The organism is Mycolicibacterium insubricum (genome assembly GCF_010731615.1).
Taxonomy (GTDB): domain Bacteria; phylum Actinomycetota; class Actinomycetes; order Mycobacteriales; family Mycobacteriaceae; genus Mycobacterium; species Mycobacterium insubricum.
This window is the reverse complement of the sequence record NZ_AP022618.1, coordinates 1637334-1654313: the sequence shown is the minus strand read 5'-3', so window position 1 is coordinate 1654313 and position 16980 is coordinate 1637334. Positions and strand designations below refer to the sequence as shown.

The 16980-nt window shown below is 69.3% G+C and carries 16 protein-coding genes; 4 read left to right on the top strand and 12 right to left on the bottom strand.

What is annotated here, in order from left to right; all coding sequences use genetic code 11:
- Window positions 1-13: 13 nt before the first annotated feature.
- From G6N16_RS07940 to G6N16_RS07890, 11 genes are all read right to left on the bottom strand, one after another.
- Window positions 14-1318, bottom strand: coding sequence for a lipase family protein (locus G6N16_RS07940; RefSeq protein WP_083032708.1), 1305 nt, complete (start codon window positions 1316-1318; stop codon window positions 14-16).
- A gap of 166 nt (window positions 1319-1484) precedes the next feature.
- On the bottom strand, window positions 1485-2837 hold the full coding sequence (locus G6N16_RS07935; protein ID WP_083032670.1) for a lipase family protein: 1353 nt from the start codon (window positions 2835-2837) through the stop codon (window positions 1485-1487).
- Between the two features lie 112 nt (window positions 2838-2949).
- Window positions 2950-4419: an adenosylhomocysteinase gene (ahcY, locus tag G6N16_RS07930; protein WP_083032672.1), complete on the bottom strand. Its 1470-nt coding sequence runs from the start codon at window positions 4417-4419 to the stop codon at window positions 2950-2952.
- A gap of 105 nt (window positions 4420-4524) precedes the next feature.
- Window positions 4525-5172 (bottom strand): TetR/AcrR family transcriptional regulator, encoded by a 648-nt coding sequence (locus tag G6N16_RS07925; protein WP_083032674.1) that lies wholly within the window; start codon window positions 5170-5172, stop codon window positions 4525-4527.
- Between the two features lie 17 nt (window positions 5173-5189).
- A complete protein-coding gene (locus tag G6N16_RS07920) occupies window positions 5190-5378 on the bottom strand; it encodes a rubredoxin (RefSeq protein ID WP_083032675.1) in 189 nt (62 codons plus the stop codon).
- 28 nt (window positions 5379-5406) lie between these two features.
- Window positions 5407-6840, bottom strand: coding sequence for a fatty acid desaturase (locus G6N16_RS22030; protein ID WP_083032678.1), 1434 nt, complete (start codon window positions 6838-6840; stop codon window positions 5407-5409).
- Between the two features lie 214 nt (window positions 6841-7054).
- Entirely contained in the window at window positions 7055-8572 is a 1518-nt protein-coding gene (locus G6N16_RS07910) for an amino acid permease (RefSeq protein ID WP_083032680.1), read from the bottom strand.
- Window positions 8573-8622: 50 nt separating this feature from the next.
- Window positions 8623-9849: a mannose-6-phosphate isomerase, class I gene (gene manA, locus G6N16_RS07905; RefSeq protein WP_083032683.1), complete on the bottom strand. Its 1227-nt coding sequence runs from the start codon at window positions 9847-9849 to the stop codon at window positions 8623-8625.
- Window positions 9846-10925, bottom strand: coding sequence for a TobH protein (locus G6N16_RS07900; protein WP_083032685.1), 1080 nt, complete (start codon window positions 10923-10925; stop codon window positions 9846-9848). The genes manA and G6N16_RS07900 overlap by 4 nt, the downstream gene beginning before the upstream one ends.
- Window positions 10922-12310: a phosphomannomutase/phosphoglucomutase gene (locus G6N16_RS07895; protein ID WP_083032687.1), complete on the bottom strand. Its 1389-nt coding sequence runs from the start codon at window positions 12308-12310 to the stop codon at window positions 10922-10924. The genes G6N16_RS07900 and G6N16_RS07895 overlap by 4 nt, the downstream gene beginning before the upstream one ends.
- 71 nt (window positions 12311-12381) lie before the next feature.
- Window positions 12382-12804: a DUF3499 domain-containing protein gene (locus G6N16_RS07890; protein ID WP_083032689.1), complete on the bottom strand. Its 423-nt coding sequence runs from the start codon at window positions 12802-12804 to the stop codon at window positions 12382-12384.
- A gap of 147 nt (window positions 12805-12951) precedes the next feature.
- On the opposite strand from G6N16_RS07890, the gene G6N16_RS07885 reads away from it, so the two are divergent.
- Window positions 12952-13371 carry a metallopeptidase family protein gene (locus G6N16_RS07885; protein WP_083032710.1) on the top strand — a complete coding sequence of 140 codons (420 nt, stop codon included), beginning with the start codon at window positions 12952-12954 and terminating at the stop codon, window positions 13369-13371.
- Window positions 13372-13406: 35 nt separating this feature from the next.
- Here G6N16_RS07885 and G6N16_RS07880 read toward each other — a convergent pair whose 3' ends face one another.
- Entirely contained in the window at window positions 13407-13670 is a 264-nt protein-coding gene (locus G6N16_RS07880) for a WhiB family transcriptional regulator (RefSeq protein ID WP_234805969.1), read from the bottom strand.
- 404 nt (window positions 13671-14074) lie between these two features.
- On the opposite strand from G6N16_RS07880, the gene cofD reads away from it, so the two are divergent.
- Genes cofD through G6N16_RS07865 form a run of 3 tightly spaced genes read left to right on the top strand, consistent with a single transcriptional unit; the run spans window position 14075 to window position 16970 of the window.
- Window positions 14075-15067, top strand: a complete 993-nt coding sequence (gene cofD / locus G6N16_RS07875; RefSeq protein ID WP_083032694.1) for a 2-phospho-L-lactate transferase — start codon at window positions 14075-14077, stop codon at window positions 15065-15067.
- Window positions 15064-16425 carry a coenzyme F420-0:L-glutamate ligase gene (locus G6N16_RS07870; RefSeq protein ID WP_083032697.1) on the top strand — a complete coding sequence of 454 codons (1362 nt, stop codon included), beginning with the start codon at window positions 15064-15066 and terminating at the stop codon, window positions 16423-16425. The genes cofD and G6N16_RS07870 overlap by 4 nt, the downstream gene beginning before the upstream one ends.
- Entirely contained in the window at window positions 16422-16970 is a 549-nt protein-coding gene (locus G6N16_RS07865; RefSeq protein WP_083032699.1) for an NUDIX hydrolase, read from the top strand. The genes G6N16_RS07870 and G6N16_RS07865 overlap by 4 nt, the downstream gene beginning before the upstream one ends.
- Window positions 16971-16980 lie beyond the last annotated feature (10 nt).

The window sequence follows — 16980 nt, the reverse complement described above, 5'->3', positions numbered from 1 at the left end:
CCGAGCGTAGTGATCAGAGCTCGAACGGCGGCAGCGCGTTGCAGTTCGGCGTGGTGGGGACACCGTTGAACCGATCCAGGATCCAGCCCATGGCCCGCTCGCCGTCGACCAGATAGGTCAGGACGTGGTTGGTCCCGGTCTTGTTGAGGAACGGCGGCTGCTGGTTGGTCCAGAACTCCACGTCCGCACCCTTGTCGCACCAGTCCTGGGCGAGTTGACGGGCCGGCACCCACGGCACCAGCGGGTCGAACCGGTTGGAGTCGATGAACACCGGCGCTTTCGGCTTCAGGGTGCCGATGCGCTGCAGTTCCAGCAGGGCGTGGAACTGCGGATCGCTCAACACGTCGGCGAGCGGCTCGTTGAAGTACGGCTGCATGTGATGGAAGCCGAAGGTCATGACGGTTTCGGCGACGCACTGTTCCTTGGACTTCGCCAGCAGGTCCTCACCCTGGGGGGTGAGCTTGGCCCGCAGCGGCGCCTCGGCCTGGGGATAGGAGTGGATCATGCCGTTGAGCACGTAGCCCAGCACACCGGTCAGGATCGAGCCGTCGATGAACGGCAGCGTCGCGATCAGGTCGGCGGGCGGCGCGCCGACGTAGGCGCCGACCAGGTCGAGCTCGGGGGCGTAGGACGGGGCGAGCTCGACGGCCGATGCCGACGCACCGCCGCCCTGCGAGTAGCCCCACAGTGCCACCGGTCCGTTCGGGGTCAGCGAGGTGCCGGGTAACTGCTTGGCTGCCCGCGCGGCGTCGAGCAGCGCGTGCCCCTGCGACAGCCGGTTCATGTACGGGTGATCGCCCGGGGTGCCCAGTCCCTCGTAGTCGGTGACCACCACGGCGTAGCCGCGGGCCACCAGGGTGGCGACCCACAGCTCCTCGTAGCCCATGGTGATGTCGAGGCCGGACGAGAAGTGGATGCTCTGGGAGAACAGCCGCGACGGCGCGCACTGGTCGCCCTGGCCCTGGGTGCCGGGTGCGACGGCCAGTAGCGGGCGGGGGCCGTTGCCCGGCCACGGGTTGTCCGGCTCGAAGTAGGTGCCGGTGACGACGTCGGGATGCCCGGTGGCGTCGGTGCTCTGGTACATGATCCGGGTGCCGGTGGCCACCCAGCTGCCCAGCTGACCGGACGGCTCGTACACCAGCCGCATGGGTTCGTGGCGGATCAGGTTCCCCGATGCGCCGGCCGGCAGCGGGTCCGGCGGGGTGTAGAACTCGCCGTAGCGATCGCACTGGAATTCGTGCGCGTAGATGTCGCCCGGCGGGAATCCGCAATTGCCGGTGACCGGATCCGCGTTTGCCGGCGTTATCGCGAGGTGCATTGACACGGCCACGAGGGTCGCCGCAGCCGCCACAGTGCTCGCTACTGACCTCATCGTCAACATGCTGGTAACCGTTGCATAACGATTTGATATCTGGATGAAATTTGCCGAACTCTCAGCAACGAGTTGCTCGTGGAGACTCCCGGTAGGGATCTGGGTCTACCGGTCAGAGCTCCAGCGGAGGCAGCGAGTCGCAGTTCGGGGTGGTCGGGGCGCCGTTGAACCGGTCGGTGATCCAGGCGATGGCACGCTCGCCCTCGACGAACATGGGCAGCGCGTGGTTGATGGCCAGCTTGTTGAGGAACGGCGGTTGCTGATTGGTCCAGAACTCGACATCGGCGCCCAGTGCGCACCAGTCCACCGCGAGCTGACGGGCCTGCACCCAGGGGATGATCGGGTCGAACCGGTTGTTGTCGATGAACGCCGGGGCGTTCGGCTTGAGCCGGCCGATGCGCTGCAGGTCCAGCAGTCCGTGGAACTGCGGATCGCGCACCAGTTCCGCCAGCGGAACGTTGAAATACGGCTGCAGGTGATGCAGGCCGAAGGTCATGATGGTCTCGCCGATGCACTGCTCCTTGGATTTCTCCAGCAGGTCCTCACCCTGGGGGGTGAGCTTGGCTCGCAGTGCCTGCTCGGCTTCGGGGTAGGCCTGGATCATGCCGTTGAGCACATAGCCGATCACCCCGGTCAGGATCGAGCCGTCGATGAACGGCAGCAGTGTGGTCAGGTCGGCCGGGGGCGCCCCCACGTAGGCGCCGACCAGGTCAAGCTCCGGGGCATAGGACGGGGCGAGCTCCAGGGCGGACGCCGATGCGCCACCGCCCTGCGAGTAGCCCCACAGCGCCACCGGGCCGTCGGGGGTCAGCGAGGTGCCGGGCAGCTTCTTGGCCGCCCGCGCGGCGTCCAGCAACGCCTGGCCCTCGGCCAGCCGGTTGACGTAGGTGTGCATGCCCGGGGTGCCCAGGCCGTCGTAGTCGGTCACCACCACGGCGAATCCGCGGGCCACCAGGGTGGCGACGAACATTTCCTCGTAGCCCAGCGTGATGTCCAGGCCGGAGGAGAAGTGGATGCTCTGGGAGAACACCCGCGACGGCGCGCACTGATCACCCTGGCCCTGGGTGCCCGGCCCGACGGCCAGCAGCGGACGCGGACCGTTTCCCGGCCACGGGTTGTCCGGCTCGAAGTAGGTGCCGGTGACGACGTTGGGATTGCCGCGCGCGTCGGTGCTCCGATACATGATCCGGGTTCCGGTGGCCACCCAGCTGCCGAGTTCACCGGAGGGCTCGTAGACGAGCGGCTGCGGCTCGTGGCGGATCAGGTCGCCCGGTTTGCCGGCCGGCAGGGGGTCCGGCGGGGTGTAGAACTCCCCGTATCGGTTGCACTGGAATTCATGCGCATAGATGTCCCCGGGCGGGAACCCGCAGTTACCGGTGACCGGGTCGGCGTTCGCCGCCGCCAACTGAATCGCCCCGGTGAAGACGGTCGCCGCAACAGCCACAGAACTCACCACTGACCTCATCGTCAACATGCGTGTAACCATCACATAACGATTTGGTCTCCGGATGAAATCTCCCGAAGTCTCGGGTACGACGAGGGGCCCGGAAATTTTCCGGGCCCCTGACCGTACACGTTCAGTACCGGTAGTGCTCGGGCTTGTACGGTCCCTCGACGTCCACGCCGATGTACTCGGCCTGGTCCTTGGACAGCCGGGTCAGCTTGGCGCCGAGCGCCTCCACGTGGATGCGGGCGACCTTCTCGTCGAGGTGCTTGGGCAGCCGGTAGACCGCGTTGTCGTACTCGTCGTTCTTGGTCCACAGCTCGATCTGGGCGATCACCTGGTTGGCGAAGCTGTTGCTCATCACGAACGACGGGTGCCCGGTGGCGTTGCCCAGGTTCAGCAGCCGGCCCTCGCTCAGCACGATGATCGAGCGGCCGGTGTCGAACACCCACTCGTCGACCTGCGGCTTGATGTTGATCCGGGTGGCGCCGCTGGACTCCAGCGCGGCCATGTCGATCTCGTTGTCGAAGTGGCCGATGTTGCCGAGGATGGCCTTGTCCTTCATCGCCAGCATGTGATCGAGGGTGATGATGTCCTTGTTGCCGGTGGCGGTGATGACGATGTCGGCGGAGGCGATGGCGTCCTCGACGGTCACCACGTCGAAGCCCTCCATCAGCGCCTGCAGTGCGTTGATCGGGTCGATCTCGGTGACCGCGACGCGCGCGCCCTGACCCTTGAGCGACTCGGCGCAGCCCTTGCCGACGTCGCCGTAGCCGCAGATCAGCACCTGCTTGCCGCCCATCAGGACGTCGGTGCCGCGGTTGATGCCGTCGATCAGCGAGTGCCGGGTGCCGTACTTGTTGTCGAACTTGGATTTGGTGACCGAGTCGTTGACGTTGATCGCCGGGAACGGCAGCTCGCCGGCGGCCTCGAACTGGTAGAGGCGCAGCACACCGGTGGTGGTCTCCTCGGTGACGCCCTTGACCGACTCGGCGATGGTGGTCCACTTGGTCTTGTCGGTCTCGAACCGCTCGCGCAGCAGGTTCAGGAACACCTTGTACTCGGCGGAGTCGCCGTCCTCGGCGGGCGGCACCACCCCGGCGGCCTCGAACTGCGCGCCGCGCAGCACCAGCATGGTGGCATCCCCGCCGTCGTCGAGGATCATGTTGGCCGGCGCCGGCGCGCCGTCCCGATCGGGCCAGGTCAGCATCTGCTCGGCGCACCACCAGTACTCCTCCAGCGTCTCGCCCTTCCAGGCGAAGACCGGGGTGCCCTGCGGTTCCTCGGGGGTGCCGTGCGGGCCGACGACGACGGCCGCGGCGGCGTGGTCCTGGGTGGAGAAGATGTTGCACGACGCCCAGCGCACCTCGGCGCCGAGTTCGACCAGCGTCTCGATCAGCACCGCGGTCTGCACGGTCATGTGCAGCGAGCCGGAGATCCGGGCACCCTGCAGCGGGGCGACGTCGGCGTACTCGCGGCGAAGCGACATCAGGCCCGGCATCTCGTGCTCGGCCAGTCGGATTTCCTTGCGGCCGAACTCGGCCTCGGACAGGTCGGCGACCTTGAAATCGATGCCGTTTCGGCTGTCGGCGGTCAGCGTCATGCAGGCCCACTTTCTCGGGTGCGGCGGTTAACTTAGCTCGGGTACACAGTAGACCGACGCCCTGAGCACCGGTGGCGCGACATCGACCGACCGCCGGGCGCTACGTCAATCCGCCGGTCCAATCGCGGCCGGGTTCATGACGAACGGGGCCAGCAGCCGGGCCAAGTCGTCGGCGACGTCGTGGTCGGCCTCCGGCGGCATCGAGACGTAACTCATCGCCAGTCGCACCACCGCCCGCGCCAGCACCCCGGCGTCGTTGACCCCGATGGGGATCCAACTGTTGACCAAGGCGTCGATGAGCCGGGCCGAGCAACGGGTGATGATCGGCGCGCTGTCGGTGGTGATGATCTGCAGCAGGTCCGGCTTGGCCACCCCGGTCTGCAGCGAGACAACCAGCGGATCGGCGGCCGACGCGAGGAAAAAGGAGCGAAACCCGTCCAGGAACGCCTGCTCGGCGTGGCCAGCGTTGACTTCGATGGCCGCCGTGATCGCGTCGACCAACCGGTCGCCCAACCGCAAGGCATAGCCCTGAGCCAGGCCCTGGCGGGAACCGAACTCGTTGTAGATGCTCTGCCGGCTCACCCCGGCGGCGCCGGCGACATCGGACAGGGTGACCGCCGACCAGTCCTTGGTCAGCAGTAGGTCGTGCATGGCGTCGAGCACCATCTCGCGCAGCAGGCTGCGGGAGGCCTCGGCGTAGCCGACGCCGGAAGTCCTGCCCCGGCGGCGCGGGGCAGGACTCGTCGGGGTCATGGCCGACAGCGTAGCCGTCACGACCGGGCCACCTCGATCATCTCGAAGTCCGCCTTGGCCGCGCCGCAGTCCGGGCAACTCCAGTCCTCGGGGATGTCCTCCCACCGGGTGCCCGGGGCCAGTCCGTCCTCCGGCCAGCCCTTCGCCTCGTCGTATTCGAATCCGCACTGGAAGCAGCGGTACAGCTTGTAGGGCTCGGTGCTCATGGCTTTTCCTCTCGGGTTCGCGACGGTTCTAGGCGATGGGGGTGAAGTCGACCTTGTCCCGGACCCCGCAGTCGGGGCAGCACCAGGCGTCGGGAACGTCGGCCCATGCGGTGCCGGCCGGGAAGCCCTCCCGGGGCGCGCCGACGGCGACGTCGTAGACGTATTCGCAGTTCGGGCAGCGGTACCGGGTGGCCACCACCGTGGCGACCGGTCCGGGCTCCGGCTGACCGTCCGGTACCGCCACCGCGGCGTCGGCGGCGCCGTAGCGGGCCAGGATCTTCGCGCGCTTGCTCGGCTGGATGTTGACCCGGGTGATGTCGCCGTCGTAGTGCTCCAGCACCCGGTGGTCCATCATGCGGCGCCACAGCGGCGGGAAGTAGGTCAGCCCGATCAGGCTGGCGTAGCCGGTGGGCAGGTTCGGCGACCCGTCCATGCTGCGCAGCGTCTGGTAGCGCCGGGTCGGGTTGGCGTGGTGATCGCTGTGCCGCTGCAGGTGGTAGAGGAACAGGTTGGTGACGATGTGGTCGGAGTTCCAGCTGTGCTGCGGGGTGCAGCGTTCGTAGCGGCCGCTGGGCAGCTTCTGGCGCAGCAGTCCGTAGTGCTCCAGGTAGTTCACCGCTTCCAGCAGGGAGAACCCGAACACCGCGGAGATCAGCAGGTAGGGCCAGAGCTGCCAGCCGAATACCGCGACCAGCGCGCCCCACAGCACCAGCGACATCACCCAGGCGTTGAGCACGTCGTTGGACGGATGCCACACCGGCTTGCCGGTCCGGCGCAGCCGTCCGGCTTCCAGTTCCCAGCCCGACTTCAGCCCGCCCCACACGCTGCGCGGCAGGAAGGTCCAAAACGATTCGCCGAACCGGGACGAGGCGGGGTCCTCCGGGGTAGCCACCCGAACGTGGTGGCCGCGGTTGTGCTCGATGTAGAAGTGGCCGTAGCCGGTCTGGGCGAGTGCGATCTTGGACAACCAGCGCTCCACCTCTTCCCTCTTGTGGCCCAGTTCGTGAGCGGTGTTGATGGCGACACCACCGAGGGTTCCCACCGAGAACGCCAGGCCGATCTTGGCCGGCCAGCCCAGAGCCCCGTCGAAGCCGAGCCAGCTCAGGTCAGATGCGGTGAACAGGTAGGCGCCGAGGATGACGCTGGCGTACTGGAACGGCAGGTACAGATAGATGCAGCGGCGGTAGTGCTTGTCGGCCTCCAGCGCCTCCATCACCTCGTCGGGCGGATTCTGGCCGTCAGGACCGAAACGCAGGTCCAGCAGCGGCAGCAGCACAAACAGCAGGATCGGCCCGATCCAGAACGGCACCTGGGCTGCGGCATGCCAGCCGAGCTGGTTGAGCCCGTAGATCACCGGCAGCATGACGAACAGCGCCACCGCCGGGATCAGGCCCATCAGCCATAGGTGACGCTTTTTGTCCCGCCACTGCGTGGTCGGTTCCTGGGTTTCCAGCGAAGTCATCTGTCTACCTCCTCCATGTGAACGGCATCACGTTGATGACTTGACTATAAACCATCGATTGTCGACTGTCTAGACAAATCAATATCTGATGTAAACCTTGACGGTCGGCCCTCCACGTCGAGGCAGAATCGTTGTTGGTCGCCGTCGGCGTGTCGGCAGCGTGAGTTCTGGATCGACGAGAGAGACCCCGGCGACGGCCGGAGGTGAGCGACGGCTACAGAGCGGCGCGCTCGGCGGTGGCCAGCCGGGAATTCCAGCGGCCGTAGCAGAAGTAGATGACCAGGCCGATCGCCATCCAGTAGCCGAAGCGCTCCCAGGTGTAGCCGGTCAGATTGAGCATCAGCCAGCCGCAGGCCAGGATCGAGGTGATCGGCAGCCAGGGCACCCACGGCGCCCGGAAACCCCGCGGCAGTTCGGGACGGGTACGGCGCAGCACCAGCACCCCGGCCGAGACCAGCACGAAGGCAAACAGCGTGCCGACGTTGACCATCTCCTCGAGGCGGTCCATCTTGCGCAGGCTGTCGGCCACGATGATCAGCGCACCGATCAGCAGACCGATCACCACGGTGATCCGCACCGGTGTGCCGCGGCGGCCGGTGCGCGCCAACCACCGGGGCAGCAGTCCGTCGCGCGCCATGGCGAACAACACCCGGGTCTGGCCGAGCACCATCACCATGACCACCGTGGTCAGGCCGGCCAGTGCGCCGATGGAGATCACCACCTCCGCCCACTTGACGCCGTGGTAACCGAACGCGGTCGCCAGGTTGGCCCGCTCGCCGTTGGGCCCGGTACGCAGCGCGGTGTAGGACACCATGCCGGTCAGCACCACCGATACCGCGATGTAGAGCACGGTGACGATGCCCAGCGTCGTCAGGATGCCCTTGGCCACGTCGCGCTGCGGGTTCTTGGTCTCCTCGGCGGTGGTGGCCACGACGTCGAAGCCGATGAAGGCGAAGAACACGATCGAGGCGCCGGCCAGCACGCCGTAGAGGCCGTAGTGACTGCCCGCCGCGCCGGTCAGCATGGAAAACAGCGACTGGTCCATCCCGGAGCCGGCCGCCTCACCGGTCTCCGACGGCGGGATGAACGGGCGGTAGTTGTCCGGGGTGATGTAGAAGGCGCCGACGATGACGACGATCAGCACCACGGTGACCTTGATCGCGGTGATCACCGCGGACACCATCGACGACAGTCGGGTGCCCAGGATGAGCAGTACGCAGACCACCGCGATGATGCCCAGGGTGCTCCAGTTGATCCGCACCAGCCCGAACGTGCTGGTCAGCGATCCGATCGGCGGCCATTCGGCCCACCGGCACAGGTGCCCGAGCACGGTGTTCAGGTACGACGACCAGCCGTCGGCGACGACCGCGGCGGCCACCGCGAACTCCAGGATCAGGTCCCAGCCGATGATCCACGCGACGAACTCACCGAAGGTCGCATAGGAGAAGGTGTAGGCGCTGCCGGCGACCGGCAGCGTGGAGGCGAACTCGGCGTAACACAGCGCGGCCAGCCCGCAGGTGACGGCGGCGATCAGGAACGAAACGATGATCGCCGGGCCGGTGATGTTGCCGGCGGTGGAGGCGGTCACGGTGAAAATACCCGCACCGACCACCACCGAGACGCCGAAGACCGCCAGGTCGACCCAGGTCAGGTCCTTGCGCAGCCGGGTGCCGGGCTCGTCGGTTTCGGCGATGGACTGCTCGACGGTTTTGATGCGCCAGTTCACGGCCATTCCGGAAATGTACCGGCTGGATGCGGTCGCGCCAGTCGAACGCGGCCGCCTCAGATGCCGACGGTCGCCCGGAACAACTGGGCGGGTTCGTCGGCCCGCAGCCGCAGCGGCCCGTCGTCGGCCGGCACCCAGGCCGCCGCGCCCCGGGCCAGCTCCAGCGTCTGGGTCCTCGACCGCACCGTCACCGCGCCCGCGGTGCACACCAGGATCTGCGGGCCGTCGTGCCGGCAGGGCGCATCGATCTCGCCGCCGAGTGCCGCGCCGTCGATATCGAACACCGAGACGGCGAACTCCGGCGCGGGGGTGGCGTAGCGCAGCTCGGTGCCCTCGCGGATGGTTTCCGGCGACAACTCGGCCGCGGTGACGGGATGGAAATCGAGGATCCGCAGTAGCTCGGGTACGTCGACGTGCTTGGGCGTCAGGCCGCCGCGCAGCACGTTGTCGGAGTTGGCCATCACCTCCAGCCCCACCCCGGACAGATAGCTGTGCAGGTTGCCCGCCGGCAGCGCGATGGTCTCGCCGGGCTCCAGGTGCACGCGGTTGAGCAGCAACGCGGCCAGCACGCCGGCGTCGCCGGGATAGCGTTCGCCAAGCTCCAGCAGGGTCCGCGCCTCGTCGACGAACTCGGTTGCGCCAGAACGGACATACTGGATGGCACCATCGAGCACGGCGGGCACCAGCACGTCGAGCACCGGTTGCGGCGCGGTGATCCAGGTGGTGAACAGCGCCCGCAGGCCGCCGGCCTCGGGCTGGCCGATGAGCAGTTCCAGATAGGGGTCGAGGTCGGCGACGGCGAGCGCCTCCATCAGTGCGACGGTGCGCGGCACCGGCCGGAACCCGGCCAGCGCCTCGAACGGGCCGAGCGCGATCAGGATCTCCGGTTTGTGACTGCAGTCGCGGTAGTTGCGCTCCGGGGAGTTCAGCGGGATGCCCAGCCGGTTCTCCCGCTCGAAGCCCTCGCGGGCCTGCGTGCTGGACGGGTGGGCCTGCAGGGACAGCGGTTCGTCGGCGGCGAGCACCTTGACCAGGAACGGCAGGCTGTCGCCGAACCGGTCCCGTACGGCGGGGCCGAGCTGGCCCTGCGGGTCGGCGCGCAGCAGATCCAGCAGGGACCGGGGCCCGTCGGGGGTGTCGACGACGGCCGGGTCGCCGGGGTGCGCGCCCAGCCACAGTTCGGCCTCCGGGTGCGCCGCGGGCACCGGGCGCCCGGTGAAGTCGGCGATCGCGGTGCGCGATCCCCAAGCGTAGGTCCGCACGATGCCGGTGAGCAGGTTCATCGGCTGCCCGCGACCAATCGCAGGTACACCGCTGCCATCTCCAGGCGCACCGCGAGCACGGCGAGTTGCTGTTCGGGCCGGCCCGGCTGCGGCGCGGGATCCGGCGACGACGGGATGTCGGTCACCCCGATCGGTTCGATGTCGTCGTAACCGGCGATGCGGGCGCCGAGCGTGCCGCGTTCGTCGGCCAGCGCTGGGACCAGTACCAGCGGCCGCAGCGGTGCGGGGCCGTCGATCTCGTCGTCGCGGAACAGCGCGTCCACGCCGTCGTGGTCGTCACCGGCCGCCAGCCCGGTGCGCAGCGCGACCAGCGCATCGGTCAGCCCGGCGGCGCCGACCACCGCGTGGCCGACCCGCAGCAGGATCTCGGCGCCGTGCCGGGCCAGCGCCGTCGTCGCCGGGGTGTCCCCGGCGAGCACTGTCCGGTGCGTGGAAATGCGGTGCGCCAGCACCTTTGCCGCGTTGGTGAACATTTCGCGGGCCGCACTGTTGCGCAGCGTCTCGGCGTCCAGGTCGTCGGCCAGGGTGTTCAGGTCCAGGCTCGCCGCCGGGTCGACGGCACCGACCGCGGCCAGTCCCGCCGCCAGGTAGTGGCTCAGTCCGAAGCCGTCGGGCACCCACAGCCGCGGATCGAGCAGTGCGACACGGCCGGCACCCGCGTCGCGCAGCGGCCCCTCGAACGGCGCGGCCACCACCACCCGTGCGCCCCGGTAGACGCCGGTCGCGGTGGCGCCGACCAGCGCCGGGTCGCCCGGGTCGTCACCGGCGACGATCAGCAGGTCCAGCGCGCCGATCCACGGCGGCACCGCGCCGACGACCAGCACCGGAACCGAGGTGACCGGGGCCAGCGTGGCGGCCAGGATCGCACCGGCGGCAGACGCGGGTCCGCGGCCGGTGACCCAGACGACGGCCCGCGGGCGTTCGTCACCCAGGCCCGCCAGCGCGCCCTCGGCGACGGCGGTGGCCACCGCGCGCACCTGGGCGCCGGACATCGACGCGCCGCGCAACAGACCGTCGCGGTCGGCGGCGATCAGCGCCTCGGTGTCGTCGACGTCGATGCCCGCTTGCAGGTTCATGGCGCTGCGGTCTCCCGGAGCCCGGCGATCACCGAGGACACTCGTTCGACGATCGCGGCGACGGCGTCGGCGTCGGGCGCCTCGGCGTTGAGCCGCAGCAGAGGTTCGGTGTTGGAGCTGCGCAGGTTGAACCAGCGGCCCGCGCCGAGGTCGACGGTCACCCCATCGAGTTCGTCGGTGCTCACGATGTCCGGTGCGAAAGCGGCCAGCACCGCGGCGACGGCCGCCGGGGCGTCGGCGACGGTGAAGTTGATCTCGCCGGACGCCGCGTAGCGCTCGTAGCCGGCGGCGAGCTCGGAGAGCGCCCGGTCCTGCCCGCCCAGGGCGGCCAGCACGTGCAGCGCGGCCAGCATGCCCGAGTCGGCACCCCAGAAGTCGCGGAAGTAGTAGTGCGCGGAATGCTCACCGCCGAAGATCGCGCCGGAGTCGGCCATCAGCGCCTTGATGTAGGAGTGCCCGACCCGCGAGCGCACCGGCTTGCCGCCGCCTTCGGTGACCATCTCCGGCACGGCGCGGGAGGTGATCAGATTGTGGATGATCGTCGCGCCGGGCTCGCGCGCCAGCTCCCGGGTGGCCACCAGCGCGGTCACCGCCGACGGCGACACGGCCTGGCCGCGCTCGTCGACGACGAAGCAGCGGTCGGCGTCGCCATCGAAGGCCAGCCCGATGTCGGCGCCGCTGTCGACGACGAAACGCTGCAGGTCGACCAGGTTGGCCGGGTCCAGCGGGTTGGCCTCGTGGTTGGGGAAGCTGCCGTCGAGCTCGAAGTACAGCGGCAGCACGGTCAGAGCGTCGATCGGGCCGAACACGGCCGGCGCGGTGTGGCCGGCCATGCCGTTGCCGGCGTCGACGGCCACCCGCAGCGGACGGCAGCCGGTGAGGTCGACCAGGCCGCGCAGGTGGGCGCCGTAGTCGGCGAGCACGTCACGGTCGGTAACGGTTCCCGGCGGACCGTGATGTGCCGGCACACCGGCGATGATCTCCTCGCGGATGGTCGCCAGCCCGGTGTCCTGACCGACGGGCTTGGCGCCCGGCCGGCACAGTTTGATGCCGTTATAGGCGGCCGGGTTGTGGCTGGCGGTGAACATCGCGCCGGCGCAGTCGAGCAGACCGGACGCGAAGTACAGCTGGTCGGTCGAAGCCAAGCCGATCCGCACGACGTCGAGTCCCTGGGCGCGCACGCCGTTGCCGAAAGCCTCGGCCAGGTCCGGGGAGCTGGCCCGCATGTCGTGGCCGATCACCACACGGGTGCTGATCGGGCGCACCAGCCGGGCGAACGCCGCGCCGACCTCGGCCACGAATGCCTCGTCGATCTGCTCGCCCACGACGCCGCGGACGTCGTAGGCCTTGATGACACTGTTGACCGCCGCAGCGGAACGGGACATGACGACACTCTTCCTGACGGCCGAACAATTCCTGCCAGCCTAGTCGCTGCGGTCCGGCGGTTTGGCGGTCCTCAGTCGGTTTCGGGATCGGGCAGCACCCGCAGATGACCCCGGCGGCGCCCGGCGGTGGTGGGCCGTTCGGCGGGTGCGGCGAGCACCGCCCCGGGAGCCGAGCCGAATCCGCCGGTGGGCTCGACGAAACCCGCGCGCGGCGCGGCGGAACGGACCTGGCCGCCCTCGCGGACGGCCTCGGCCAGGGCCACCAGGTCGTCCTCGTCGGGGCTGGCGGGCAGCGGTCCGGCGTGACGGACCAGATCCCAGCCACGGGGCGCCGTGATGCGTCCGGCGTGGTTGACGCACAAATCCCAGGAATGCGGCTCGGACACGGTGGCCAGCGGTCCGACGACGGCGGTGGAATCCGAATAGACGAACGTCAGCGTCGCCACCGCGTAATGGGGGCACCCGGGCCGGCAGCAGCGACGGGGAACATTCACGCCCGTGAGGCTATCCTGCCGAACGCCGTGCACGGTACGGGACACGCTGCACCGCAGCCGCGCCGATGTATAACCGTTACGATTTCCGCCGTGAAGACTCCCCGCGGTCCGCGCGACGCCCGGGCCGCCGCGCGGCACGGACGGGAGCTGCGGGGTCCGCTGCTGCCGCCGACGGTGCCGGGCTGGCGCAGCCGCGCGGAGCGGTTCGACATGGCGGTGCTGGAGGCTTACGAACCGATCGAGCGCCGCTGGCACACCCGGTTGACCGGGCTGGATGTCGCCGTCGACGAGATTCCGCGGATATCGGCGCGGGATCCGGAGAATGTGAATTTTCCACCCGAGGTCATCGCCGACGGCCCGATCGCCCTGGCCCGGCTGATCCCGGCCGGTGTCGACGTGCGGGGGCAGGCCACTCGCGCCCGGATCGTGCTGTTCCGCAAACCAATCGAACGCCGCGCCAAGGACACCATGGAACTGGGTGATCTACTGCATGAGATCCTGGTCGCCCAGGTTGCCACCCACCTGGGAGTCGAACCCTCCGTTATCGACCCCACGATGGACGACTGAGCGACGACCGGCGTCGCGTTGCGTCGACTGTTCCGCTAGATGATGCCGCGCTTGAGCCGGCGGCGTTCCCGCTCGGAGAGTCCACCCCAGATGCCGAATCGCTCGTCGTTGGCGAGCGCATATTCCAGGCAGGAGTCCTTGACTTCGCAGCCCAGGCAGATTCGCTTGGCCTCTCGCGTCGAGCCGCCCTTCTCCGGGAAGAAGGCCTCGGGGTCGGTCTGCGCGCACAGGGCGCGTTCCTGCCACTGGTTGTCGAACTCTTCGGGGCCGGCGTCGATCGCATCGGGGACAAGGCTCAGGTGCGGCCGGGGCGGAAGGCCCGGCAGTCCAAGCGGAGTCGGTGCGATGTCGACGCGGTTGGTCCGTGCAATTGCGCCGAGAAACTGCTCAATGGACATCTACCCGCCTCCTCACCATTGTCGTCTTAGTCGTGAATACGATGCCGCCCGCTATATTGCTGTGGCCATACCGTTCGAACAAGTGATCGAATCTCGGTCTGCGACACCGGAACCGGTCCACCCACCGGGAAATGACACTGGTGTGATTAGACACGGGTTAGCTGGCTAGGTCAAGCGGTTCGGGCAGGACACATAGCATTTCGTTACGACATTTCGGCGCGTCGAGACCTCGGCGTGTCGCCGTCGTGACCGTATTGCGACGCCGGTCAGTGCCGAAACACGGCGACGCCCTAGGGTATTTGGACGTGAAGGTCACCGTTTTGGTCGGCGGCGTCGGCGGCGCCCGGTTCCTGCTGGGCGTGCAGAGGTTGCTGGGCCTCGGACAGTTCGCGCCCGGCGCGGCGCCGTCCGGCGATCACGAGTTGACCGCCGTGGTCAACATCGGCGACGACGCCTGGATGCACGGCGTGCGGATCTGCCCGGATCTGGACACCTGCATGTACACCCTCGGCGGTGGCATCGACTCCGAGCGGGGTTGGGGACACCGCAACGAGACCTGGCACGCCAAGGAGGAGCTCGCCGCCTACGGCGTGCAACCGGACTGGTTCGGACTCGGCGACCGGGACCTGGCCACCCATCTGGTGCGCAGCCAGATGCTGCGCGCCGGCTATCCGCTGTCGGCGGTCACCAAGGCGCTGTGCGACCGGTGGAATCCCGGCGCGGAGCTGCTGCCGGCCAGCGACGACCGCAGCGAGACCCACGTGGTGATCACCGACCCGCAGACCGGCGACCGGCGCGCCATCCATTTCCAGGAGTGGTGGGTGCGCTACCGGGCCCAGGTGCCCACCCACAGCTTCGCCTTCGTCGGCGCCGAAGCGGCGAAGGCGGGACCCGGGGTGGCCGATGCCATCGCCGGCGCCGACGTCGTCTTCATCGCGCCGTCTAATCCCGTCGTCAGTATCGGGGCGATCCTCGCCGTCCCCGGCCTCCGGGCGGCGTTGCGGTCCACACCGGCCCCGGTGATCGGCTACTCCCCCATCATCGGCGGGAAACCGTTGCGCGGCATGGCCGATGAATGCCTGAGCGTGATCGGGGTGGAGTCCACCAGCGACGCCGTCGGCAACCACTACGGCGCCCGGTCCGGCACCGGGATCCTCGACGGCTGGCTGATCGCACCGGGCGATACCGCCCAGATTCCGGGCGCGACGGTGCGCGAGATCCCGTTGCTCATGCACGATCCCGAGGCCACCGCCGCGATGGTCGCCGCCGGACTCGAACTCGCCGGTCGCGCACCGTGAGCGAGCCGGGAACCGAGCACGGCGCGGCGGCGCAGATCCGCCTGCTGCCGGTGCCCGGCCTGCCCGAGTTCCGCCCCGGCGACGATCTGGGCGCGGCGATCGCCGCCGCGGCACCGTGGCTGCAGGACGGCGACATCGTGGTCGTCACCAGCAAGGTGGTGTCCAAGTGCGAGGGCCGCATCGTCGCCGCGCCCGTCGATCCCGAGGAGCGGGATGAACTGCGGCGCAAGCTGATCGAACAGGAGGCGGTGCGCGTCCTGGCGCGCAAGGGTCGCACGCTGATCACCGAGAACTCCTTCGGCCTGATCCAGGCCGCCGCCGGGGTGGACGGCTCGAATGTCAGCCGCGGCGAACTGGCCCTGCTGCCGACGAATCCCGATGCCAGTGCGGCCGAGCTGCGGACCCGGCTGCGAGAGGCGCTCGGCGTCGACGTCGCCGTCATCATTACCGACACCATGGGCCGGGCCTGGCGCACCGGCCAGACCGACGCCGCCATCGGCGCCGCCGGGCTGACCGTGCTGCACCACTACGCCGGAGCGGTCGACGAGCACGGCAACGACCTGGTGGTCACCGAGGTCGCCGTCGCCGACGAACTCGCCGCGGCCGCCGATCTGGTCAAGGGCAAGCTGACCGGCGTGCCGGTTGCGGTGGTGCGCGGTCTGCGGCTGCCCGACGACGGGTCCACCGGCGCCGACCTGCTGCGCGCCGGCACCGACGACCTGTTCTGGCTGGGAGCCGCCGAGGCGATCGACCTCGGCCGCCGCCAGGCCCAGCTGCTGCGCCGCTCGGTGCGCCGGTTCGCCGACCGGCCGGTGGATCCCGCGCTCATCGAGGAGTCGGTGGCCGAGGCGCTCACCGCGCCGGCTCCGCACCACACCCGGCCGGTGCGGTTCGTCTGGCTGCGCGACGCGCAGCGCCGAATCGCCCTGCTGGACCGGATGAAAGACGCCTGGCGCGACGACCTGACGGGCGACGGGCTGGCGGCCGACGCCGTCTCAGGACGCCTGGCCAAGGGCCAGATCCTCTACGACGCACCCGAAGTCGTCATCCCCGTGATGGTGCCCGACGGCGCGCACAGCTACCCCGACGCGCAGCGGACCGCGGCCGAACACACCATGTTCACCGTCGCGGTGGGCGCCGCCGTGCAGGGACTGCTGGTGAGCCTGGCGGTGCGCGGGGTGGGCAGCTGCTGGATCGGCTCCACCATCTTCGCCGCCGACCTGGTTCGCCAGGTGCTGGACCTGCCGCAGGATTGGGAACCTTTGGGCGCCATAGCAATCGGACACCACCCGGACGACGCGGACCCGCCCGGGCCGCGGAATCCCGTCGTCACCGAAGGCCTGCTGGTGACGCGATGAGCCTGCGCGATTCGGTGATCTCGGTGCTGGCCGAATGGGACGCACCCGACCACCACCAGGACACACTGCGCCAGGCGGTGCTCGGATTCGTGCTGGCCCGCGAGGATGCCTGCCGGCGGGCCTGCGAACCGGGGCACATCACCGCCTCGGTGGCCGTGCTCGATCCCGCGGGGGCCGCCACGCTGCTGACCCTGCACCCGCGGATCGGACGCTGGGTGCAGCTCGGCGGGCACTGCGAACCCGAGGACACCGATATCGTCGCCGCCGCGCTGCGCGAGGGCGTCGAGGAGTCCGGTATCGCAGGGCTGCGCATCGAACCGGAGCTCGCGGCCATCCACGTGCACGCGCTGACCTGTTCGCTGGGCGTGCCGACGCGGCATCTGGACCTGCAGTTCGTCGCGTACGCGCCGGCCGGGGCCGGGGCCGAGATAGCGATCAGCGACGAATCGCTGGACCTGCGGTGGTGGCCCGTCGACGCGCTGCCGTCGGGCACCGATCAAGCGTTGGCCGCCCTGGTGGACCGGGCGGTCAGCAGGGTCCGCTGATCACCGGTGG

Bases quoted from the DNA above. Each gene is read 5' to 3' on its own strand.
- G6N16_RS07940 (WP_083032708.1), bottom strand. From the start codon at position 1,318: ATGCACCTCGCGATAACGCCGGCAAACGCGGATCCGGTCACCGGCAAT.
- G6N16_RS07935 (WP_083032670.1), bottom strand. From the start codon at position 2,837: ATGAGGTCAGTGGTGAGTTCTGTGGCTGTTGCGGCGACCGTCTTCACC.
- ahcY (WP_083032672.1), bottom strand. From the start codon at position 4,419: ATGACGCTGACCGCCGACAGCCGAAACGGCATCGATTTCAAGGTCGCC.
- G6N16_RS07925 (WP_083032674.1), bottom strand. From the start codon at position 5,172: ATGACCCCGACGAGTCCTGCCCCGCGCCGCCGGGGCAGGACTTCCGGC.
- G6N16_RS07920 (WP_083032675.1), bottom strand. From the start codon at position 5,378: ATGAGCACCGAGCCCTACAAGCTGTACCGCTGCTTCCAGTGCGGATTC.
- G6N16_RS22030 (WP_083032678.1), bottom strand. From the start codon at position 6,840: ATGACTTCGCTGGAAACCCAGGAACCGACCACGCAGTGGCGGGACAAA.
- G6N16_RS07910 (WP_083032680.1), bottom strand. From the start codon at position 8,572: ATGGCCGTGAACTGGCGCATCAAAACCGTCGAGCAGTCCATCGCCGAA.
- manA (WP_083032683.1), bottom strand. From the start codon at position 9,849: ATGAACCTGCTCACCGGCATCGTGCGGACCTACGCTTGGGGATCGCGC.
- G6N16_RS07900 (WP_083032685.1), bottom strand. From the start codon at position 10,925: ATGAACCTGCAAGCGGGCATCGACGTCGACGACACCGAGGCGCTGATC.
- G6N16_RS07895 (WP_083032687.1), bottom strand. From the start codon at position 12,310: ATGTCCCGTTCCGCTGCGGCGGTCAACAGTGTCATCAAGGCCTACGAC.
- G6N16_RS07865 (WP_083032699.1), top strand. From the start codon at position 16,422: ATGAGCCTGCGCGATTCGGTGATCTCGGTGCTGGCCGAATGGGACGCA.